Origin of the sequence: Agromyces albus, from assembly GCF_030815405.1 — a bacterium.
Classification (GTDB): domain Bacteria; phylum Actinomycetota; class Actinomycetes; order Actinomycetales; family Microbacteriaceae; genus Agromyces; species Agromyces albus_A.
The window spans coordinates 4,075,151-4,094,003 of sequence record NZ_JAUSWX010000001.1 but is presented as its reverse complement, the minus strand read 5'-3'; the positions used below and the strand labels follow the sequence as shown (position 1 = coordinate 4,094,003).

Here is an 18,853-nt window from a genome sequence, read left to right as displayed (position 1 = left end):
CTCCTTGTCGTGAATTCAATCGATTCAATTGCACCGATCACCCACCGTAGGCAAGGTTGCCCGCATTCGTCAAGACCCAGTCTCGAGGGGCTTTGACTGAGCTGACGGCCGGTGTACTGTCGGTGATCACGCTCCAGGCATGTCCAGCCGTGTCGAATCGGCTCGGATGGTGCATCCGATATTGAATCGATTAAGGAGACAGTCGGTTGACCTCCACCCTCAGCGCGTACGACCTTCGCACCGAGCACCTCACCGAGCCGCTCGGCATCGATGTCTCCATCCCCCGGTTCTCGTGGCGTCTGCGAAGCGGGCGGCGGGGCGTGGCCCAGTCCGCCTATCGGATCGTGGTGCGCAGCGGCGACCGGGAGGTCTGGGACACCGGGCGGGTCGAATCGTCGCAGACGTCGGGGATCGAACTCGGCACCCGACTTGCGTCACGAACCCGGTACCGCTGGTCCGTCGAGGTGTTCGATGAGACCGCCGCGCCGAGCGAGCCAGCGACTGCCTCCTTCGAGACCGCCCTGCTGTCGCCCTCGGAGTTCCGCGGAGCCTGGATCGGCCGTGACGTGCACTGGGATGCTCCCGACAATGAGCTCGATCCCCCGGTCGACGACGACATCCCGGCGAAGGTCAGGCACATCCCGCCGGCAGCGCACCTCCGCCGCGAGTTCGGCGTGACGACGCCCGTGATCCGTGCGCGCGCCTACGCCAGCGCGCGCGGCCTCTACACGCTGCACGTCAACGGCCGGCGGGTCGGCGACCATGAGCTCGCGCCCGGCTGGACGGACTACCGCGACCGCATCCTCTACCAGACGTACGATCTCACCCCCCTCGTCCGCGACGGAACGAACGCGATCGGCATCGTGCTCGCCGACGGCTGGTGGTCGGGTTACGTCGGCTTCGATTCGCGTCGCCAGGGCAAGCACTACGGAACCGCCCCGCAGGCGTGGGCCATGATCGTCCTCGAGCACGACGACGGCACGGAGACGGTCATCACGACGGATGCCGCGTGGCGGGAGCACCGCGGCGCGATCAGCTACACGGACCCCCTTATGGGCGAGCTCGTGGACGCCCGCCAGGAGCTCCACGGATGGACGGAGCCCGGCTTCGACGACTCCGCGTGGGCTCCTGCTCGTGAGCTCGCCCACGATCACGATCTTCTCATCGCGCAGGTCGACGAGCCGATCCGGGCGACACTGCAGGTGCCCGCCGCCGAGCGGCTCGCGGATCCCGACGGACGCGCTGTCTACGACTTCGGCCAGAATCTCGTCGGTCGGGTACGCGTCGAGCTCGGCGCGATGTCCGCCGGCCAGCAGGTGGTGCTGCGGCATGGCGAAGTGCTCGATGACGACGGCCGGCTCTATACGGCGAATCTGCGCACGGCGGAGGCGCGCGACGTCTATGTCTCGGCGGGATCGGCGAGCAACCTCTTCGAGCCGACGTTCACCGTGCACGGGTTCCGCTACCTCGAGCTCTCGGGGCTCGATCATCCGCCGGCACCCGATGAGGTCACCGCCGTCGTGCTCCACAACGACACCCCGTTCGTGGGCGAGATCACGACGTCGAGCGCCGACGTGAACCAGCTCGTGAGCAACATCCGCTGGGGTCAGCGTGGAAACTTCGTCGGCGTGCCCACCGACTGCCCACAGCGCGACGAGCGGCTCGGCTGGATGGCGGACGCCCAGGTGTTCCTGCCGACGGCGGCCCTCGGCGCCGACGTCGCGGCCTTCTTCACACGATGGCTCCGCGATGTCCGGTTCGCGCAGAGCCCCGAAGGTTCATTCCCCGACGTGGCGCCGGTCGTCTCGGAGTTCTTCGCCGACGGGGCGCCGGCCTGGGCCGACGCCGGCGTCATCATCCCGTGGCATCTCTACCGGGTCTACGGCGACCGGCGACTCCTCGCGGACTCATTCGAGTCCATGACCCGCTGGGTGGACTTCGTGGAACGGGAGAACCCCGACCTCGTCTGGCGACGGCGCGTGGGCAATCACTACGGAGACTGGTTGCAGATCGACGCCGAGACACCGCGGCCGGTGCTCGCAACCGCCTACTTCGCACGATCCGCCGAACTCGTGGCACGTGCAGCGAGTGTGCTCGGCCACGACGTGCAGGCGGCGCGCTACGACGAGCTCGCCCGTCGGGTGCGCACCGCGTTCGTCGAGGCGTTCGTCGACGACGACGCCCGGATCGAGGGCGACACCCAGACCGCCTACCTCCTGGGCCTTGCATTCGAACTCCTCCCTGAGCGGCTCCGCAAACGGGCGGCCGACCATCTCGTGCGGACGATCGAGGCGCACGATCGGCTGCTCACCACCGGGTTCGTCGGCGTCTCGCTGCTCTGTCCTGTGCTGAGCGAGATCGGTCGCAGCGATCTCGCCTACGCGCTCGTCGAGACCGACCGCTATCCGTCATGGCTGTACTCGGTGCGTCACGGTGCGACGACGATCTGGGAGCGATGGGACGGATGGACCGAACACGCCGGTTTCCAGTCGGTCGAGATGAACTCGTTCAATCACTACTCGCTCGGATCCGTCGGCGAGTGGCTCGTGCGGTTCGTGGCGGGAATCGACCAGACGCCGGAGTCCGTCGGATACGAGCAGCTCCGCATCGCCCCGCAGATCGGCGGTTCGCTCACCCGCGTGGCGGCCCACTACGAGACACCGCGCGGACTCGTCGCAACCGAGTGGTCGATCGAGGGCGACGACGTCGAGGTCGCGGCGTCCGTGCCGCCCGGCACGACGGCGCGGGTCTCCCTCCCCTCCGGCGACGTGCTGGAATCCGCAGGGACGCTCGTGGAGACGCCGGGAATCAGCGACATCGCGGCCGGAAACGGTCTGACCGAGTTCACGATCGTCTCGGGCGACTATCGCTTCCGTTTCCCACGCGCCGCGGGTTAGCGACGCGAAGCCCCGCATGCCGCATCCGCTCTGGAAGGATTGACGCATGACCGATGCCCCGCTGCTCGTCTCCGTGCCCGGCAACACGCTTCGCGACGCACTCGGCACTCCGCCCGACGGCGTCGAGGTTGTCGTGTGGGACATGGAGTCCGCGCCGGCGGCATCCCACATCGACCTCGTCGTGCCGCCGTACATGGGAACCGCTGCACTCCTCGGCGCACTCTCCGACGTCACCACGCGGCTCGTGCAGTCGCAGTCCATCGGCTACGACCACGTGCTCGGAGCGCTCCCGCCCGGGCACGTCTTCGCGAACGCCGCGAGCGTGCACGAGACGTCGACCGCCGAGCTCACCCTCGCGCTCGTGCTGGCGTCGCAGCGCGGCATCCCCGAGTTCGTTCGGGCGGCATCCGAGGGGCGGTGGGCGCCCGAGCAGCGCGAGAGCCTCGCCGACCGGCGGGTGCTGCTGCTCGGGTACGGCGGCGTCGGCCGTGCGATCGAGGCACGGCTCGCCCCGTTCGAGGTCGAGGTCGTGCGCGTCGCGAGCCGGGCACGCACCGACGAAGCGGGCCCCATCCACGGCCTCGACGAGCTGTCGGCCCTCCTGCCGACCGCCGACATCGTCATCGTCGGCGTTCCGCTCACGGATGCCACGACCGGCCTCGTCGACGACGCCTTCCTCTCGGCGATGCCCGATGGAGCCCTGCTCGTGAACATCGCCCGCGGACACGTCGCCGACACCGCGGCGATCCTCGACCACGCCTCACGCCGACGGCTCCGCTTCGCGCTCGACGTCACCGACCCCGAGCCGCTTCCCGAGGGGCATCCGCTCTTCGCCCTGCCGAACGTGCTCATCTCGCCGCACGTGGGCGGCGCGTCGACCGCGATGATGCCCCGCATGGCGAGGCTGCTGCGAACGCAGATCGAGCGGATGCTGCGCGGCGAGGAGCCGCTCAACGTCGTGCTCCGCAGCTGAGGGCCGGGGTTTCGACAGGCTCAACCCAGACACCGAGAGGACCCCGATGCCCCGCTTCGACCATGCCTTCGACTGGGCTCGCCGCCACGTCGAGCACGGCCCGCTCCCCACGGCGGTGCTCGGCGTCGCGACGGCCGACGGGGTGGTGGCACTCGACGCGTTCGGCACCGAGCGGGGGCGCGCGGCATCCGTCGACGACCACTACCCGTTGTTCTCGATCACGAAGCCGATCGTCGGACTCGCCGCGCTGCACCTGATCGAGCAGGGCCGGCTCACGCCCGAGACGCCGCTCGACCGGGCGCTCTCGGGCTTCGGCGCCGACCGCGACGACGTCGTGCAGCTGCGCCACCTCGTGAGCCACACGTCGGGCATCATCGAGCCGCCGCTGGACGCCCCTGGCCTGCGAGAGTTGCTGCTCGAGCCGGGGCGCGAGTTCGAGGCGGGCACCGTCTCGCGCTACTCGACGCTCGCGTTCGAGGGCATCGCCGCGCTCATCGAGCACGCGGGCGGGGTGGCGTTCGAGCGCGCAATCGCGGCGACGGCCGAGCGAGCGGATGCCGCGGGGCTCACGTTCGACGCCGACGCGAGCCCGCACGACGTCATCGACGCAGCCGACCAGGGCGTCGACTACGAGCGCTTCGCTTCGCTGCGGCATCCGGGCGCCGGACTCCTCGGACGCGCCGCCGACCTGCTCGCGATCGGCACCGCGCTGCTGCGGAACGACGGATCCCTCGTGGCACCCGTCACGTACGACGCGATGCTCACTCCGCTCACCGCCGGCATCCCGAAGCTCGAGCCATACGTTCGCATCGCGCGGGCAGGACTGGGGCTTCACGTGGAACCTCCGCCACTCGGCGCCGGGCCTGCTCGCGCGCGACACGTTCGGGCACGGCGGCTGGGCCGGCACCGAGTTCTGGATCACGCCGTCGGCCGGGGTCTGCTTCGTGCTGCTCACGAACATCGCGTCGCCGGGCCGCCTCGGGATCGACACCGACGAGCTGCACAACGCGGCCGCCGCGGCGGCCTGAGCGGTCGTCTCACTCACCGGCGGGGCTTCGCCCCGGCACGGACCGGGCCTACGATCGAAGGAACCCACAACGACGAAAGGTCCATATGGCCGTCACGGCTGAACCTCGGGTCGCGCTCTACTTCGACTTCGACAACATCGTCATCTCACGCTACGACCAGCTGCACGGCGACAGCGCGTATCGCAAAGACACCTCGCGCGGCAAGACCATCACCGCCACACCGACGGTGACGAAGCTCAACGAGGCCACCGTCGACATCGACGCGGTGCTCGACTTCGCCGCCACCTTCGGCACCATCGCGATCGCACGCGCGTACGCCGACTGGTCGACCCCCGTGAACGCGAGCTACCGCGGGCAGCTCATCAACCGCGCCGTCGACCTCGTGCAGTTGTTCCCGCTGTCGGCGACCAAGAACGGCGCCGACATCCGCCTCTCCGTCGACGCCGTCGAAGACATGTTCCGCATCGACGACCTCTCGCACATCGTCATCGTCGCGGGCGACTCCGACTACGTCGCGCTCGCGCAGAAAGCCAAGCGCCTCGGCCGTTACGTCGTCGGCATCGGCGTCGCTGGCGGCACGAGCCGCGCGCTCACCGCAGCCTGCGACGAGTACGCCGACTACGACGCGCTGCTGGCAACGGATGCCGCGGTGAGCGACGACGAGGCGACGGGCGGCGCGACGACGCCGTCGGGGGGTCGCGCCGCGGCTCCTGTCGCAGCGGCACCCGAACCCACTGCGGAGCCGGCCGCCGAGCCGGCCGCCGAACCGGCCGCCGAACCGGCACCGGCCCGTCGCCGGCGGGCTTCGACGAAGAAGGCGACGGATGCGGCATCCGCCGATGTCGTGGTCGACGGAGGCGCGACGAGCCCTCCCGAGGAGCCCACGGCGCCCTCCACGGCGATGAAGTTCGTAGCCCCCGTGGAGCAGTCCGCAGCGGGTGACGATGACGAGACGCCATCGGGCAGTCCCCGCAATCCGGGGCGCCTCCTGCTGAAGGCACTCGAACTCATGCGCGCGAAGAACGACGAGGAGTGGCAGACGATGCGCGCGGTGAAGAACCAGATGCTGCGCATGGACCCCACGTTCCAGGAGCGCCGGCTGGGCTTCGCCTCGTTCACCGACTTCCTGAAGTCACGCGGCGGTGTGGTCGAGCTCGACGAGGCCGGCGGAAACCGCGTGCGGATCCGGCCGAAGAAGGGCTGAGGATGATCATCAACTTCGCCGCCGAACTCGCCGCCGTCACCGACCACTGGACGCCACGTGTCGTCGGCCAGGTCAACAACGAGTACGTCAAGGTCGCGAAGTTGCTCGGCGAACTCATGTGGCACGACCACGCCGACGAAGACGAGCTCTTTCTCGTCGTCTACGGGCAGCTCGTCATTCAACTTGAGGATCGCGATGACGTCGTACTGAACCCCGGCGAAGCGTTCGTCGTTCCGAGAGGAGTGCGCCACAACCCGGTTGCGAAAGCGGAGTGCGGCATCGTGCTCGTCGAGACCGTGACGACGAAGCACACTGGCGACGAAGTCAGCGATCGCAGCGTTTCGCTTGACCGGCAGCTGGACCGATTCGCTTGACGCGCAGTCGTTAGATCCAGCCCGCTAAGAGGAGCGCGAGGGACCCGACCGCGAACGCGAAGAAGAGTCCGGGGAACGCGATGCTGTGGAAGACGCGCGCCCGAACGTGCGCGATGAGGGCACTGAAATAGAACAACGTGAGCCCGATGGCTGCCACGATCCCGATCACGGGAAGTCCTGCCAGCCCGACGACAAGCCCGACTGCGCCGGCTCCTTTGAGAATGGCGAGGACCGGCAGCCAGCTGTCCGACACACCGACTTCCCGCGAGTTCGCGACCACGAACTTTGCTTGCGCAATGTCCCCGATCACGATCACGACATTCATGAAGACGGTGATGCTGATCACGATGATGGTCACGGTGGGCAAGTAGGGTCCCCCTCCGGTTCAGTTCGGTGTCGCCTCTGGCAGGGTAGCGAGGCAGCACCGTGAGGCGCGACGTGGAGCAGCAGCACCTCGGCGATGTCGACTCGCCCGCCGTACCTGCTCCGTCCTCGACGCATGCGCCATGCGAGCACCGCGCTCAGCCTGACACGCTGCTCTCCCTCCTCGCCGGCACGATGATCGACGCGACTTCCTCGAGCCGGGGATGCAGCTCGTCTCCGTGGTCGACCACACCGGTGTGCCACGTCATCGTCAGCCCATCCGAGCTGTCATGCAGCACCGCCAGGTTGTTGTCGAACCAGGGACCCTTCACGATCTTCCAGCGAAAGGGCGGATCGGGAACCTTCACCGAACGGGCGGCCGCCGCACCCAAGGGCGTCGCCGGGCCGAACGACATGACCACCGCGAACCAGCGCAGGAACCGCGGCAGGGGGTTCCGCACAGGTGAGCAGACTGCCTGCAGGATGCGGCCTCCCTCCTCGCGTTCCACCTCTGCCAGGTAGGAATAGTGCACGTCACCGGACAGGAAGGTGACGGTCAGCGGCGACGGGCCGCGTTCGCCGTCCGCCACTTCCGCCGCGATCCGCGCCACCGCTTGGAAGCTGTCCTGGAACGCCGCCCAGTGCTCCAGGTCGACCGCTTGCCGCAGCTTCTCCCCCACCCAAGCGGCCGGCTTGCCCCAGGCGCCTTGGGCGATCGCCTCATCCCATGCCTCCACGTGGTGCAGGCCCAGCGGCAGGAGGAACGGCAGCGAGCTGGCGACCAGAACGTGTCGGAATCCGCCACGCATCCGTTCGCCGAACCACGCGAGCTCCTGTGCATTCAACAGTCCTCGACCGGACGGCGTCAGGTCTCGCCCCACCCGCGAGTCGACGACGATCAGGCGCACGTCGCCGATATCCCGTCCGTAGCTCCAACGGTAGCTGTCGGGTTCCTTGTCGCACCGGTCGGCGAACGCGTCGAGTGCATCGCTGAGGTCGAGCGCTTCGGTGCCGTCATGCCCGCTGATCTGCCGCCACAACTCGTCGGCTGCGCGGTCTCGGGGGGACAGATTGCCGAGGTGCTGGTACACCCAATACGACGCCAAGCCCGCGACGATGCGACCCTGCCACCATGAGGTGGCTTCCATCTTCTTCTTCCAGTCGAGCGACGCGTTCCAGTCATCCCGGATGTCGTGGTCGTCGAAGATCATGGCGGTCGGCACGCACGAGAGCAACCACCGATTGGCCTCGTCCGACCACGCGAGCTGATAGAGGTGCGCGTACTCTTCGAAGTCCTTGAGCTCCTCGCCGGGCTCCTCACGGATGTCTCGCCGGCTGCGGATGAACTTCTGCATCTCCTCTGTGGTCGAGTCGGCGTACACCTGGTCACCGAGAAACAGCAGCAGATCCGGTCGGATGTCGCGGCCCTCGGCCACCGCGAGCGCGAACGCACGCAGCGAGTCGACACCATGCGTGCGGTTCCCCGACCTGTCGTGGGCGACGCTCGTGCGGCACGAGCCGTAGGCCATCCGCAGGGGGCGTCCCGGCGTGAGCGTGGCGATCGTCGACGCCGGGTACTCGGACTCCGGCTCCGGCCAGACCGGCATACCGTCGATCTCCACCTCGTACGGCCGCTCCGTGCCCGGCTCGAGCCCATCGACCTCGACGAGGGCGTAGTGATGGCCGTGCACGGCGAAGCTGCGTGCGTGCCACGATCGTCCTTCAGCATGGACACTCACCCGGCAGTCGGCTCGCGTCTCCACCCAGATGCTGGCCGAGGTCTCGTCGACGTATCGCAGCATCGGACCCAACAGCAGCGGTGATCTTGCCATGGATGCCGTCCTCAGACGCCGACACCTTCGGTGTGCGGCTCGGCGTGCTCACGCGGGTTCGGCGTGTCGATGTGGGACATCCGTATGCTCCCCTCTCGACGCCGGCAGCGTCGTCTCGGCAAGTATCCGCCGATGCACACGACCTCCCCAGGGGGTTGCGGACCCAGCTGGACGCGCCTAGGGGCGGGCGGGTGCCCGGGCAGCACCCACCCGCCTCGACGCGTTCAGCGGTCGTCGTGGAGCAGCTGCACCTCGGCGATGTTGACTCGCCCGCCGTGCTCGTCGAGCACACGGAGCCGTTCGACGTGCGCCTCAGCCGGCAGCGGGAAGCTGTACCACTGGTCCGCGGCGACGCCGGTGAAGGTGACGAGGTTCTGCCACGTCGCACCGTCGTCGTTCGAGCCCTGGAGCACCGTCCCGTTCGCACGCGCGAGCTGCGACGACCGCGGCCGCATCCGCACGAGGTCGAAGGTGAACGTCGTCTCATCGGTGGGCACCACGGTCACCCAGCCGTTGGCCGTGGTCGTGTCGGGGAACGTCGTCAGGTCGCCGTCGAACAACCGCCATCCGTTGTCCTGCGTCGTTCCCGAGGTGCCCGGCCACGGCACCGTGGAGGCGTCGACCCATTCCCGTTTGACCTCGAGGGCGCTCACGTGGGTGTTCCAGAGGGCGAGTGACGATCCGTCGGTGGTCTCGATGACCGTCGCGCCCTGGCCGCCGGACGCGGTGCGATAGTCGGCAGCGAACACGAGGTTCCTCCCGTAGTCGACATCGTCGGGCAGCACGAGCTCCGCGGTCCACGTGAGCCCGTCGCTCAACGAGGCCGTCGCCGGGCGACCTTCGATCGTCACGTCGACGCCGGCGAGCGGCTGGTCGGCGACCAGTGTCAGCTTCACCGTGTCGCCGTTCACCGCTTTCCCCGCCTCGGCATTCGTCGACGTGAGCGCGGCCGAAGCGATCGCGTCGACCATCTCGTGGCGTTCGCCGTGGATGCGGATCTCGCTGAACGACGAGATCCCGGGATACACGGGGTCTGTCGGCACACCGGGGTGGTCGACCTGCACCTTGAGGTACCGCCACGTCGAGTCCTGCAGCTCGGCGATGACCGGGATCGTCTCGATCGCGAAGTTCTGCGCAGTCGTGTTGGTGGTCTCCCGCGACGTCAGCAGGGTCCAGGTTCGGCCGTCGTTGGATCCGTAGACGTTGGCGCCCTGCGATCGGTTGGCGAAGTTGTACCGCGCCTGGAGTCCGATCGCGTCGGCCGCGACCCGGAACCCGGCGCCGAAGTCGAACGTGAAGGGTGCACGCAGGTCGCCGGTCGTCGTGTTGAAGTCGCCGTCGACGAGGTTCGAGACGTTGGCCGCCGACAGCGTCGAGGTGACGAGTCCGCGGTAGTCGAACGAGCCATCGTCGGCCAGGCGCGGGGTGAGCAGTTGCAGCGCGGCCACGGCCTCCTGCAGCGCGGCGAGTCCGGTGAGGAAGGTCGCGTCATCTGCGGTGTCGACGGATGCCTCGGCGCTCGCGAGCACCGACTCGAACTCGGCGAGCGAACCCGACACGTAACGCTCGTCGGGGTCGTAGCCGGCGAGAGCAGTCTCGAGCGCCACCTGCCGCGTGGCGGCGACCTCGAGCTCGACCTCGAGCGTGGTGACGACCTCGCCGTTCGACGCCGCGAGCGTGAACCGGTGGTTGCCGACCTGCTTCGCGGAGGGCGTCCAGGTCAGGCGACCGGATGCGGCATCCACGCTCGCTCCATCAGGAAGCCCGAATGCCTCGTACTGGAGGGTCACGCCCTTCGGATCGGTCGCGGCGAGGTCGCGCGCGGACTCGGCACCCGCAACGCCGACGAGCCGGGTCGCCGAGCCCTGCGCGAACGCGGGGATGTCGAGCTTCCCCTTCGCCTCGAGCTCGACATGGTCGAGGTCGACGTTGACTCTGCCGGAGCCCTTCGCCGTGTAGTACGCCAGGTTGTCGCCCAGGGTGCTGCCGGGCAGCACATTCGTGTCGACGTCGTACGTGACGTAGCGCCACGCGCCATGCGTGTCGGGCAGCCGCAGCACATGGTACGGCGCGAGATCAGGATTCTTGCGGATCTCGAGGGTCGCGGGCCCATCGGTGCGGATCCGTACGCCGACCGGGCTGTAGCCGGTGCGACTGACGTACATGAGCGTGCGCACGGCGACCGTGCTGCCGCCCTTCGAGGCCTTCAATCGCGCGAACGTGGTGTCGCCCTCGGTTTCGACCTTCGTCGTGCCGTCGATGTGTACGCCGCGCTGCTCGAGCTGCACCTTTGAGTCGGTCGGAGCGGGCGGCGTCACGCCCGCGACCTCCTCAGGCAGGGAGAGCCAGTAGTCGGGCGCGTAGTCGGGGTTCGGATCCCAGAAGTTGTAGAGGTTCGCGCCCCAGTGGAAGATCGGGCCGTCGGCCTGGTCGTGCCACTGTTCGAGATGCGGTGCCTCCTTCTCGAGGTCGCGCCCGAGGTCGTAGCGGTAGACGTGGTACATCTCGTCGATGGGGTTGAACAGCCGACCGCGGTATGCCTCCGAGAGCACGCCCGCGCCGCCCGTCGTGTCGATCCACGGGATCTCGTGGCCGAGCATGTACCCGACGAACTGGTTCGCGCCGTGAAGGAGCCGGTCGTCGAGGAAGGCATACGGCGACACCGCGTCATCCGCGGTGGAGCGGGTACCGGTGACCGGATCGACCTCGGTGCCCTGCACCGTGAGGATGCGTGCCATGACGCCGAGCGTGTTGACGTCGTCCCAGCCGTGCGCCTGGTCGCGCCCCATCTCCTGGTGCTGGACGAAGCTGTACCCGTAGGGATTCAGCGGATCGTTCTTGTCGATCAGCGGATAGATGGCGGCGATCGCGCCGTTCTGCTCGGGCCTCGACGTCGTCGAGTTGACCGTGAACCATTCGACGCCCTCGTCGTAGCGTTCGCGGTTGTCGGTGAAGATGTAGCCCGACATGGCTCCGATGAGCGGATAGATGTGCTGGTTGAGGTACCGCCAGTTCGTGTGCAGGAAGGTCTCGGTCATCGGCACGATGAGGTTGTCGGTCAGCTTCGCGGTGTCCGAATCGTGCCACGCGAGGTCATATGCCGTGTAGCCGTCGGCGACCGACGAGTAGCGGAAGATCTCTGCCGCCATGAGGAGCCGCTGCAGCGGCACACCAGAGTGAATGTGGGCGTCGGGATAGTACGCGTAAGCGGCGGGATCCATGTTCGACCAGATCCGGATGATGCGCATGCCGTTGTCGCGATGCACCGGGTCGCCGGTGATCACGTAGAGCACCGCTTGCGTGTACGCGCCCCAGGCATCCTGGATCAGCCTGGACTGCACCGCCTGCGAATTGAAGGCCGTCACCGCGGGCTGGTCGAGCACCGCGGACTGGTTCGCCGAACGCAGGGCCATCGAGGCGTACTTCGTCGCCACCATCGCGTCGTAGTAGGTCGCCCATGGCTCGGCGTCCTCCTGGACGTGATCGCGTGCCCTGAGGAGGTTGTCGGCGCTCACGCCGATACCTGGGTGCGTGAAGCCGTCGTCGCTTGTGCTCACCTGGAACGACACCTCCACGTGCTGCGGCTCTTCATCGGCGGCCAAGGCGGGCACCGGGGTCGCCACCAGCGTGAACGCGGCCACGATCGCCGCGAGGCTCAGCCACCTCCGCCGGATCCGTTCGAACGGACGTTGCATCACAGGACTCCTTCGTCGTCGGATGGGCACACGCGACGTGCCGCTCGGGCAGGTCGATTGGATAGCGTTGTCCACTATGGAGTCGGCGGAGTCGAGCTGTCAAGGAATGTGTTCGGCAAGTTGGAAATCGCTATCCGCAGCGTGACGGCGGACCCGACGACCCTCGCCCGAGGGCGGATCCAACAAAAAAGAGGGATGCGGCGAGCATCGTGTTCACCACACCCCTCCTCCGGGCGTACTACTGCGGCAGTCGCGCTCGCTCAGACTCCGATGCCGGTCGCATTGGCACCCGGTTCGTCGGATCCGTCCTCGTCGAGGGCATCACTCGCATCGGGAACGCCGGGCACTTCGGACTCCTCGGTCGGAGGCGGCTGGATGTCGAACGCCATGTCCTCGTCGGGCGCGGCGTGCTCGATGTCGTTCGGCTGTGCGGTTGCGTCATCGGGTCCTTCTGCGGGCGCCTCCGTGTGCTCGCGCGGGTCTGGCGTGTTGATGTCGGACATCCATGTGCTCCTGTCTCGGCGCCGGCTGCGCCGTCCCGCCAAGTCTTCGCTGAAGGTCGCGTCGCCGGGAGGGGGTTGCGGTGTTCGGATCGGGTTCAGACTGGAAGCGTCAGCGCTGCGCATCACGCGCAGCGCACGCACCCTGTGGTCTGACCACATCTGCTACCGTGGTCTGACCACACCGGAGCGGCGAGAGGACGAGCAGCATGGCAGCTGACGCATCCGACGCTCCCCGCGCCTGGCAGAGCGTGCTCGAGCACATCGAGTCACAGCTCCTCGAGGGTCGGCTGCGCCCGGGCGATCGGCTTCCCGGCGAGCGCGCCCTCTCGGTCGAGTTGGGGGTCGGCCGCTCGAGCGTGCGCGAGGCGATCCGCGTGCTCGAGGTGCTCGGACTCATCCGCACCCAATCGGGCTCGGGGCCGAGCGCCGGCGCGATCATCATCTCGACGCCGGGCGGCGGCATGAGCGCCCTCATGCGCCTGCAGGTCGCGGCGAGCGGATTCCCCGTCGCCGACATCGTGCGCACGCGCCTCATCCTCGAGGCCTCCGTCGCGGGCGACCTCGCCGATGCTACTCCCGCGCCCGACCTCACCGCGGCCGACCGGCTGCTCGACGCCATGGACTCCCCCACGCTCACGCCCCAGGAGTTCCTCGCGCTCGACGCGGCCTTCCACCTCGCACTCGCCGAGGCCTCCGGCAACCAGGTGATCACCGCGACGATGGCCGGCCTGCGCAGCGGCATCGAGGGCTACGCGCTGCAGGGGCTCGCCGCCCTCACCGATTGGCACGCGACATCCGCTCGCCTTCGAACCGAGCACCGCGGCATCGTCGAGGCGATCAGGGCCACGGATGCCGCAGCCGCCCGCACCCGCATCCACGACCACATCTCGGGCTACTACGCCGAGACCTTCATCGATCCCGCCCGCATCCCCGCAACCGCCGCCCCGACCGACCCGACCGCCCCCACCCCGACCCCCACCACCACACCCGCGAGATGACGCGAATCGACCTTCGCGAGCGCGCGAGGGTCGATTCGCGTCACGTCGCGGCACCCGACCGAGAGAGAACCCCAGCATGGTGAAGCGCCAGTTCCCGAATCCCCGCGAGCTCACCGAGCTCATGCAGTTCAAGAAGGCCACCCTCAACCCGACCGACCGGCGGCTCGAGCGGGCGCTCACGATCGACGACCTGCGCACGATCGCCAAGCGCCGCACGCCGAGGGCGCCGTTCGACTACACCGAGGGGGCCGCCGAGGGTGAGCTGTCGCTCGCTCGCGCGCGGCAGGCGTTCCAGGACATCGAGTTCCATCCGTCGATCCTGCGCAACGTGCCGATCGTCGACACGAGCCGCGAGGTGCTCGGCGGACCGAGCGCGCTCCCGTTCGGTATCGCGCCGACGGGCTTCACCCGCATGATGCAGACCGAGGGCGAGGTCGCGGGCGCCGGCGCCGCGGGTGCTGCCGGCATCCCGTTCACCCTCTCGACCCTCGGCACGACGTCGATCGAAGACGTGAAGGCCGCAAACCCCGACGGGCGCAACTGGTTCCAGCTCTATGTGATGCGCGAGCGTGAGATCTCCTACGAGCTCGCGCGCCGCGCCGCAGCGGCGGGCTTCGACACCCTCTTCTTCACCGTCGACACCCCGGTCGCCGGCGCCCGCCTGCGCGACAAGCGCAACGGGTTCTCGATCCCGCCGCAGCTCACGCCCGGCACCGTGCTCAACACGCTGCCCCGCCCCGCGTGGTGGATCAACTTCCTCACGACCCCGAAGCTGGAGTTCGCCTCGCTCTCGTCGACGGGCGGCACCGTCGCCGACCTGCTCAACTCCGCGATGGACCCGACCATCTCGTTCGATGACCTCGACATCATCCGCGAGATCTGGCCCGGCAAGATCGTGGTCAAGGGCGTGCAGACGGTCGAGGATGCGAAGCTCCTCGCCGACCGTGGCGTCGACGGCATCGTGCTCTCGAATCACGGCGGACGCCAGCTCGACCGGGCGCCGATCCCGTTCCACCTGCTGCCGCACGTCGCGCGCGAGGTCGGTTCCGACCTCGAGGTGCACCTCGACACGGGCATCATGTCGGGTGCCGACATCGTCGCCTCGATCGCGCTCGGCGCGAGGTTCACGCTGGTCGGCCGCGCCTACCTGTACGGCCTCATGGCGGGTGGGCGCCGCGGCGTCGACAAGACGATCGAGATCCTCCGCAGCGAGATCGTGCGCACGATGACGCTCCTCGAGGTGGCGACGCTCGACGAGCTCGGTCCGCAGCACGTGACGCAGCTCGCGCGGCTCGTGCCGATTGCGAGGCCGGTGACGGATGCCGCAGAAGCGGCCGTCTCCTCGAAGCCGAAGACGGTGCGCAGCCCGCGTGCGGCCTCCGCGGCGAAGAGCTCGGCGTCGGCGACGAAAGCTGCGTCAGCGAAACCCGCATCGCGGAACTCCGTCACGAAGTAGGCCGCGCCGCCAGCGCTGTCCCCGCCGCCGCCGCCGCGGAACGTCGCCACCCCGCCACGTACCGGGGAACACGCTCGCGGTAGCGTGCGAACTCGTCGCCGAACTCACGTTCGAGCATTCGTTCCTCGTCGACGATGCCGCGGTGCTCGACGAGCACGGCGGTGGGCACGGTCGCGGCCACCCAGGCGGAGCCGCGTAGCAAGCCGACCCCGAGGTGGATGAACCACCATCCGACGTACATCGGATGGCGGCTCCGAGCGTACGGGCCGGTCGTCACGAGCGACTGCGGCTGCTCGAGCTCGAACGTTCCGGTCGTGCGACGGCGTCGCTCCGACAGCGCCCACACGTTGAGCGCACCGCCCGACACGAGCAGGAGAGCACCGACTACCCGGTGAACTGCACGCGGGCCGGGGAGCCGCGCCGGGAACATCCGATCCAGCGTCACTCCGACGATGATGCCGACGACCTGGCCCGGTGGCAGGGGCAGGTTGCGGTACACGCCGACGAGATCCATCACGAACTCCCTCCGGCCGCGGGTTCCAGGTGCGCCAAGCGGCCTCCGCGGGCCGCCCGCCCGACGTTCGCACGGGTCGTGGCCGGCGAAGCCGGACGCATCCGGCGGGCGAGGTATCGGGCGTCGCGCCCGACGCCGGGGATGGTCGCCGAGGTGAACGCGTAGAGGAACTCGAGACCGAGGAAGTACAGCCCCGGAACGGACTCGACCACGCCGCGGTTGTGGCGGGGTTCGCCGTATTCGTCGAACGCCGGCAGGTCGATCCAGCCGAAGTCGTCGCGGTATCCCGTGCACCAGATCACGCTCGATACCTCAGGGGTGGTGCCGTCGGCGAGGACCGGCTGGCCGGCACGCACTCCGGTGACTCGCGGAACGCGTTGGACACCGGCATCCACGAGGTCCGCGACCTTCGTGCGGATGAGCGGGGCGCCACGGAAGGCCGAAGCGGCGGCACGACCGACCGGATTTCCCCGGGTCAGCACGTGGGTGCCCGCGAACCGGATCACCGGGAGGACGAAACGCGCAGTCCCACGGGTCGGTCGCACAGGCAGCTCACCGCTCGGCGTTCCCGCGATCGACGTGGGGTGGTTGGCAGTGACATCCCGCGCGATCTCGGCACCGGAGTTGCCCATGCCGACGACGAGCACCGGGCCCGCCGGCAGCTGCGACGGGTTCCGATAGTCGTTCGAGTGCAGCTGCACGATGTGGTCGGCGAGCTGATCGGCGAAATCCGGCACCTTCGGCACCTGGCATCCGCCCGTGGCGACGACGACGTTCCGCGATTCCCAGCGGCGTTCGCCGGCGGATGCCACGAAGCCCTCGCCCTCGCGTCGCACCCGGTCCACGCGCACCCCGGTGCGCACCGGGAGATCGAACCGCGACGCGTAGTCCTCGAGGTAGGACGCGACATCGTCCTTACCGGGAAACGCGAGCGGGTCGCCGGGGAACGGCATCCCCGGCAGTCCATCGAATTTGGCGGGCGTGAAGAGCTGAAGCGAGTCCCAGCGCAGCCGCCAGGCGTCGCCTACCCGACGCCCAGCGTCGAGGATGACGAATTCGCGACCTTGTCGCGCCAGTTCGCGGCCCAGTGCGAGTCCCGCCTGTCCGCCGCCGATGACGACGGTGTCGACGGTCTCCGTGCTGTCGAGCATCATGTCGTGCCTCCCTGATCGAGGGTGTGAACGAGGTTCATACCGCCGACGGTACGAGGCGGCACCGCTCGGCCGCATCGGAAGAATGACCCATCTCCGCAGGCCGAGGCCCGGCCCCGGCGTACACGCCCGATCGCTAGACCAGCGCGTGCTCATACGCGTAGGCCGTCGCCGCCGCCCGGGATGCGAGCCCGAGCTTGCCGAACACATTGCTGAGGTGGTGCGCCACCGTCTTCTCACTGAGGTAGAGCTCGCGCGCGATGGCCCGGTTCGTCATGCCTGCAGCGACCAGACGCACCACCTCGACCTCACGTGCGGTCAGCGGACCGAACGCGGCGTTTGTGGCCGAACGCGCGATCGTGTCCAGCCGTGCCAGGTCCGGCGCCGCACCGAGATCCGCGAACACCGCCCGCGCGGCGTCGAGTTCCATCGCCGCGGAGTCCTCGTCGCCGAGTGCCAGGCAGGCACGAGCCACGAGGACACGACATCGCGCCGCCTCGTAGGGCGCTTCCAGCTCCTGCCAGAGCGTCCACGAGCTGCGCAGTCGCACGAGTGCGCTCCGGGCATCGCCCTCCTCGAGCAGCACCGCGCCCTCGCATCCGTCGGTCACCGCCTGCAGCATCGGCATCCAGGCGATCGGCGTCATGGCCGTCAGCTCGTCGACGGCCCGACGAGCCGCGGCGACATCTCGCATGGCGAGCTCGATCTCGATCAGCGCGGGCAGCATCCGTCGCCGGGTGGCGGGGTCGGCTTCAGCGGCCGCGTCACGGACGAGCGATTGCGCGAGCTTGGCCTTGCCCTGCGCCAGTCGAAGCAGCGCGAGACCCGGCTCGGGTGCGATTCCGGTCTCGGCGGCGCGGTGGTAGGACTCCTCCGCCGCATCGGTCTCCCCGCGGAGTCGCCGCACCTCTCCCTGCTCGTACCATGCCCCATGGATTGCGATCCGGTCTCCGCGGCGAGCGCGCACCAGGCCGGCGCGCGCGGCCGCGACCGCGTCGGGCCAGGCGCCGTGCAGGCGATAGAGCTCGGCGCGGCGCATCTGGCATTCGCCGCTGAACATCACCATGTCGGGTCGGTCGCTGCACCAGTGGTCGAGCGCGACGGTCCATTCCCTGGCCCGGCTGAAGTCGTATGCGAGTTGACAGACCCCGATGACCGAACAGTACGCGATGCCCGAGGGCACCGGCGAGAGCTCCCCGGCGGTGACGGCGACCATCACCTCATCGAACAGGGCGAACCCGGCGTCGACCTCGCCGAGCCTGATCTTGAGCTCTCCGATCCCGAGCCGGGCCAATGCGATCGTGTCGCGGTCATGGAAGCGCTCGCCGATCGTGAGCGCCTGCTCGAACGCACGGAACGCGCTCGGGGCATCGCCGCAATACAACGCGGTGAGTGCCTGCGGGACGAGCAACAGCCCTCCCGCGGACTCGGCACCGCTGTTCGATCTGACGACGCGCTCCGCGCGTGCCAGCCAGCCCGCACTCCTGGCGAGCTCACCCATTTGCATCAGGTACATGCCGATCCACACGGCGGCTCGCGCTGCGCCCGCCTCATCGCCGGCCTCGAGGAACGCTTCATGCGCCCGGGTCGCCGTGTCGAGGCCGGTCTCGCGCCCGATCAGGAGCATCGCGGTCGCGAGCCGTTCGAGGTCGTCGGCATCGAGACCGTCCCGAGCGTCGGCCTCCGTCAACGCGTCGACAGCATCGGTCCACCGCTGCTCGGCGAAGGCATCGAGTCCACGTTCGAGAGCGGCAGAGGAAGTCATGGCGCCTCCCGCGACGAGTGCGCCCAGCACACCCCTGCGGGCACCGGGCGCCCGTGGATATCGCTCACGGTACCGCCGGCTGTCGTTGACGGCAAGGTCG

At 68.8% G+C, this 18,853-nt stretch carries 14 protein-coding genes and 1 pseudogene; 8 read left to right on the top strand and 7 right to left on the bottom strand.

Going from position 1 to position 18,853, the window contains the following annotated elements; translation table 11 throughout:
- Window positions 1-206: 206 nt before the first annotated feature.
- The 6 genes and pseudogenes from QFZ29_RS19495 to QFZ29_RS19470 all read left to right on the top strand — a co-directional run bounded on the left by QFZ29_RS19495 (window position 207) and on the right by QFZ29_RS19470 (window position 6,476).
- Window positions 207-2,897, top strand: a complete 2,691-nt coding sequence (locus tag QFZ29_RS19495) for an alpha-L-rhamnosidase (protein ID WP_306896255.1) — start codon at window positions 207-209, stop codon at window positions 2,895-2,897.
- Window positions 2,898-2,943: 46 nt separating this feature from the next.
- Window positions 2,944-3,870, top strand: a complete 927-nt coding sequence (locus tag QFZ29_RS19490; RefSeq protein WP_306896251.1) for a 2-hydroxyacid dehydrogenase — start codon at window positions 2,944-2,946, stop codon at window positions 3,868-3,870.
- A gap of 46 nt (window positions 3,871-3,916) precedes the next feature.
- A pseudogene (locus tag QFZ29_RS19485) lies at window positions 3,917-4,666 on the top strand (serine hydrolase domain-containing protein); the annotation flags it as partial.
- Window positions 4,667-4,733: 67 nt separating this feature from the next.
- A complete protein-coding gene (locus QFZ29_RS19480) occupies window positions 4,734-4,898 on the top strand; it encodes a serine hydrolase (protein ID WP_373426278.1) in 165 nt (54 codons plus the stop codon).
- A gap of 85 nt (window positions 4,899-4,983) precedes the next feature.
- Complete coding sequence (locus QFZ29_RS19475; RefSeq protein WP_306896249.1) at window positions 4,984-6,102, top strand: NYN domain-containing protein; 1,119 nt, start codon at window positions 4,984-4,986, stop codon at window positions 6,100-6,102.
- A 2-nt stretch (window positions 6,103-6,104) separates the two neighbouring features.
- The gene (locus QFZ29_RS19470; protein WP_306896247.1) at window positions 6,105-6,476 is read left to right on the top strand and encodes a cupin domain-containing protein; all 372 of its coding nucleotides are present in this window, start codon (window positions 6,105-6,107) and stop codon (window positions 6,474-6,476) included.
- A gap of 10 nt (window positions 6,477-6,486) precedes the next feature.
- Here the strand turns inward: QFZ29_RS19470 and QFZ29_RS19465 are convergent, their stop codons facing one another.
- The 4 genes from QFZ29_RS19465 to QFZ29_RS19450 form a co-directional block, all read right to left on the bottom strand.
- Complete coding sequence (locus QFZ29_RS19465) at window positions 6,487-6,834, bottom strand: DoxX family protein (RefSeq protein ID WP_306896245.1); 348 nt, start codon at window positions 6,832-6,834, stop codon at window positions 6,487-6,489.
- Between the two features lie 163 nt (window positions 6,835-6,997).
- Complete coding sequence (locus QFZ29_RS19460; RefSeq protein ID WP_306896243.1) at window positions 6,998-8,671, bottom strand: alkaline phosphatase D family protein; 1,674 nt, start codon at window positions 8,669-8,671, stop codon at window positions 6,998-7,000.
- Window positions 8,672-8,895: 224 nt separating this feature from the next.
- Entirely contained in the window at window positions 8,896-12,366 is a 3,471-nt protein-coding gene (locus QFZ29_RS19455; protein WP_306896241.1) for a putative Ig domain-containing protein, read from the bottom strand.
- A 260-nt stretch (window positions 12,367-12,626) separates the two neighbouring features.
- Window positions 12,627-12,869: a hypothetical protein gene (locus QFZ29_RS19450; protein WP_306896239.1), complete on the bottom strand. Its 243-nt coding sequence runs from the start codon at window positions 12,867-12,869 to the stop codon at window positions 12,627-12,629.
- A gap of 206 nt (window positions 12,870-13,075) precedes the next feature.
- On the opposite strand from QFZ29_RS19450, the gene QFZ29_RS19445 reads away from it, so the two are divergent.
- On the top strand, window positions 13,076-13,867 hold the full coding sequence (locus QFZ29_RS19445; protein WP_306896236.1) for a FadR/GntR family transcriptional regulator: 792 nt from the start codon (window positions 13,076-13,078) through the stop codon (window positions 13,865-13,867).
- A gap of 76 nt (window positions 13,868-13,943) precedes the next feature.
- Window positions 13,944-15,323, top strand: coding sequence for an alpha-hydroxy acid oxidase (locus QFZ29_RS19440; protein ID WP_306896234.1), 1,380 nt, complete (start codon window positions 13,944-13,946; stop codon window positions 15,321-15,323).
- Here QFZ29_RS19440 and QFZ29_RS19435 read toward each other — a convergent pair.
- The 3 genes from QFZ29_RS19435 to QFZ29_RS19425 all read right to left on the bottom strand — a co-directional run bounded on the left by QFZ29_RS19435 (window position 15,313) and on the right by QFZ29_RS19425 (window position 18,753).
- Window positions 15,313-15,837 (bottom strand): methyltransferase family protein, encoded by a 525-nt coding sequence (locus QFZ29_RS19435; RefSeq protein ID WP_306896232.1) that lies wholly within the window; start codon window positions 15,835-15,837, stop codon window positions 15,313-15,315. The two genes, QFZ29_RS19440 and QFZ29_RS19435, sit on opposite strands and share 11 nt — an antisense overlap.
- Window positions 15,837-16,991 carry a flavin-containing monooxygenase gene (locus QFZ29_RS19430; protein ID WP_306896230.1) on the bottom strand — a complete coding sequence of 385 codons (1,155 nt, stop codon included), beginning with the start codon at window positions 16,989-16,991 and terminating at the stop codon, window positions 15,837-15,839. Before QFZ29_RS19430 ends, QFZ29_RS19435 begins: the two co-directional genes overlap by 1 nt.
- A gap of 133 nt (window positions 16,992-17,124) precedes the next feature.
- Entirely contained in the window at window positions 17,125-18,753 is a 1,629-nt protein-coding gene (locus tag QFZ29_RS19425) for a helix-turn-helix transcriptional regulator (protein ID WP_306896228.1), read from the bottom strand.
- Window positions 18,754-18,853: the final 100 nt, after the last annotated feature.

Excerpts from the sequence above, each read along its gene's own strand:
- QFZ29_RS19490 (WP_306896251.1), top strand. The coding sequence starts at position 2,944 with ATGACCGATGCCCCGCTGCTCGTCTCCGTGCCCGGCAACACGCTTCGC.
- QFZ29_RS19475 (WP_306896249.1), top strand. The coding sequence starts at position 4,984 with ATGGCCGTCACGGCTGAACCTCGGGTCGCGCTCTACTTCGACTTCGAC.
- QFZ29_RS19470 (WP_306896247.1), top strand. The coding sequence starts at position 6,105 with ATGATCATCAACTTCGCCGCCGAACTCGCCGCCGTCACCGACCACTGG.
- QFZ29_RS19460 (WP_306896243.1), bottom strand. The coding sequence starts at position 8,671 with ATGGCAAGATCACCGCTGCTGTTGGGTCCGATGCTGCGATACGTCGAC.
- QFZ29_RS19455 (WP_306896241.1), bottom strand. The coding sequence starts at position 12,366 with ATGCAACGTCCGTTCGAACGGATCCGGCGGAGGTGGCTGAGCCTCGCG.
- QFZ29_RS19450 (WP_306896239.1), bottom strand. The coding sequence starts at position 12,869 with ATGTCCGACATCAACACGCCAGACCCGCGCGAGCACACGGAGGCGCCC.
- QFZ29_RS19445 (WP_306896236.1), top strand. The coding sequence starts at position 13,076 with ATGGCAGCTGACGCATCCGACGCTCCCCGCGCCTGGCAGAGCGTGCTC.
- QFZ29_RS19440 (WP_306896234.1), top strand. The coding sequence starts at position 13,944 with ATGGTGAAGCGCCAGTTCCCGAATCCCCGCGAGCTCACCGAGCTCATG.
- QFZ29_RS19435 (WP_306896232.1), bottom strand. The coding sequence starts at position 15,837 with ATGGATCTCGTCGGCGTGTACCGCAACCTGCCCCTGCCACCGGGCCAG.
- QFZ29_RS19430 (WP_306896230.1), bottom strand. The coding sequence starts at position 16,991 with ATGATGCTCGACAGCACGGAGACCGTCGACACCGTCGTCATCGGCGGC.
- QFZ29_RS19425 (WP_306896228.1), bottom strand. The coding sequence starts at position 18,753 with ATGACTTCCTCTGCCGCTCTCGAACGTGGACTCGATGCCTTCGCCGAG.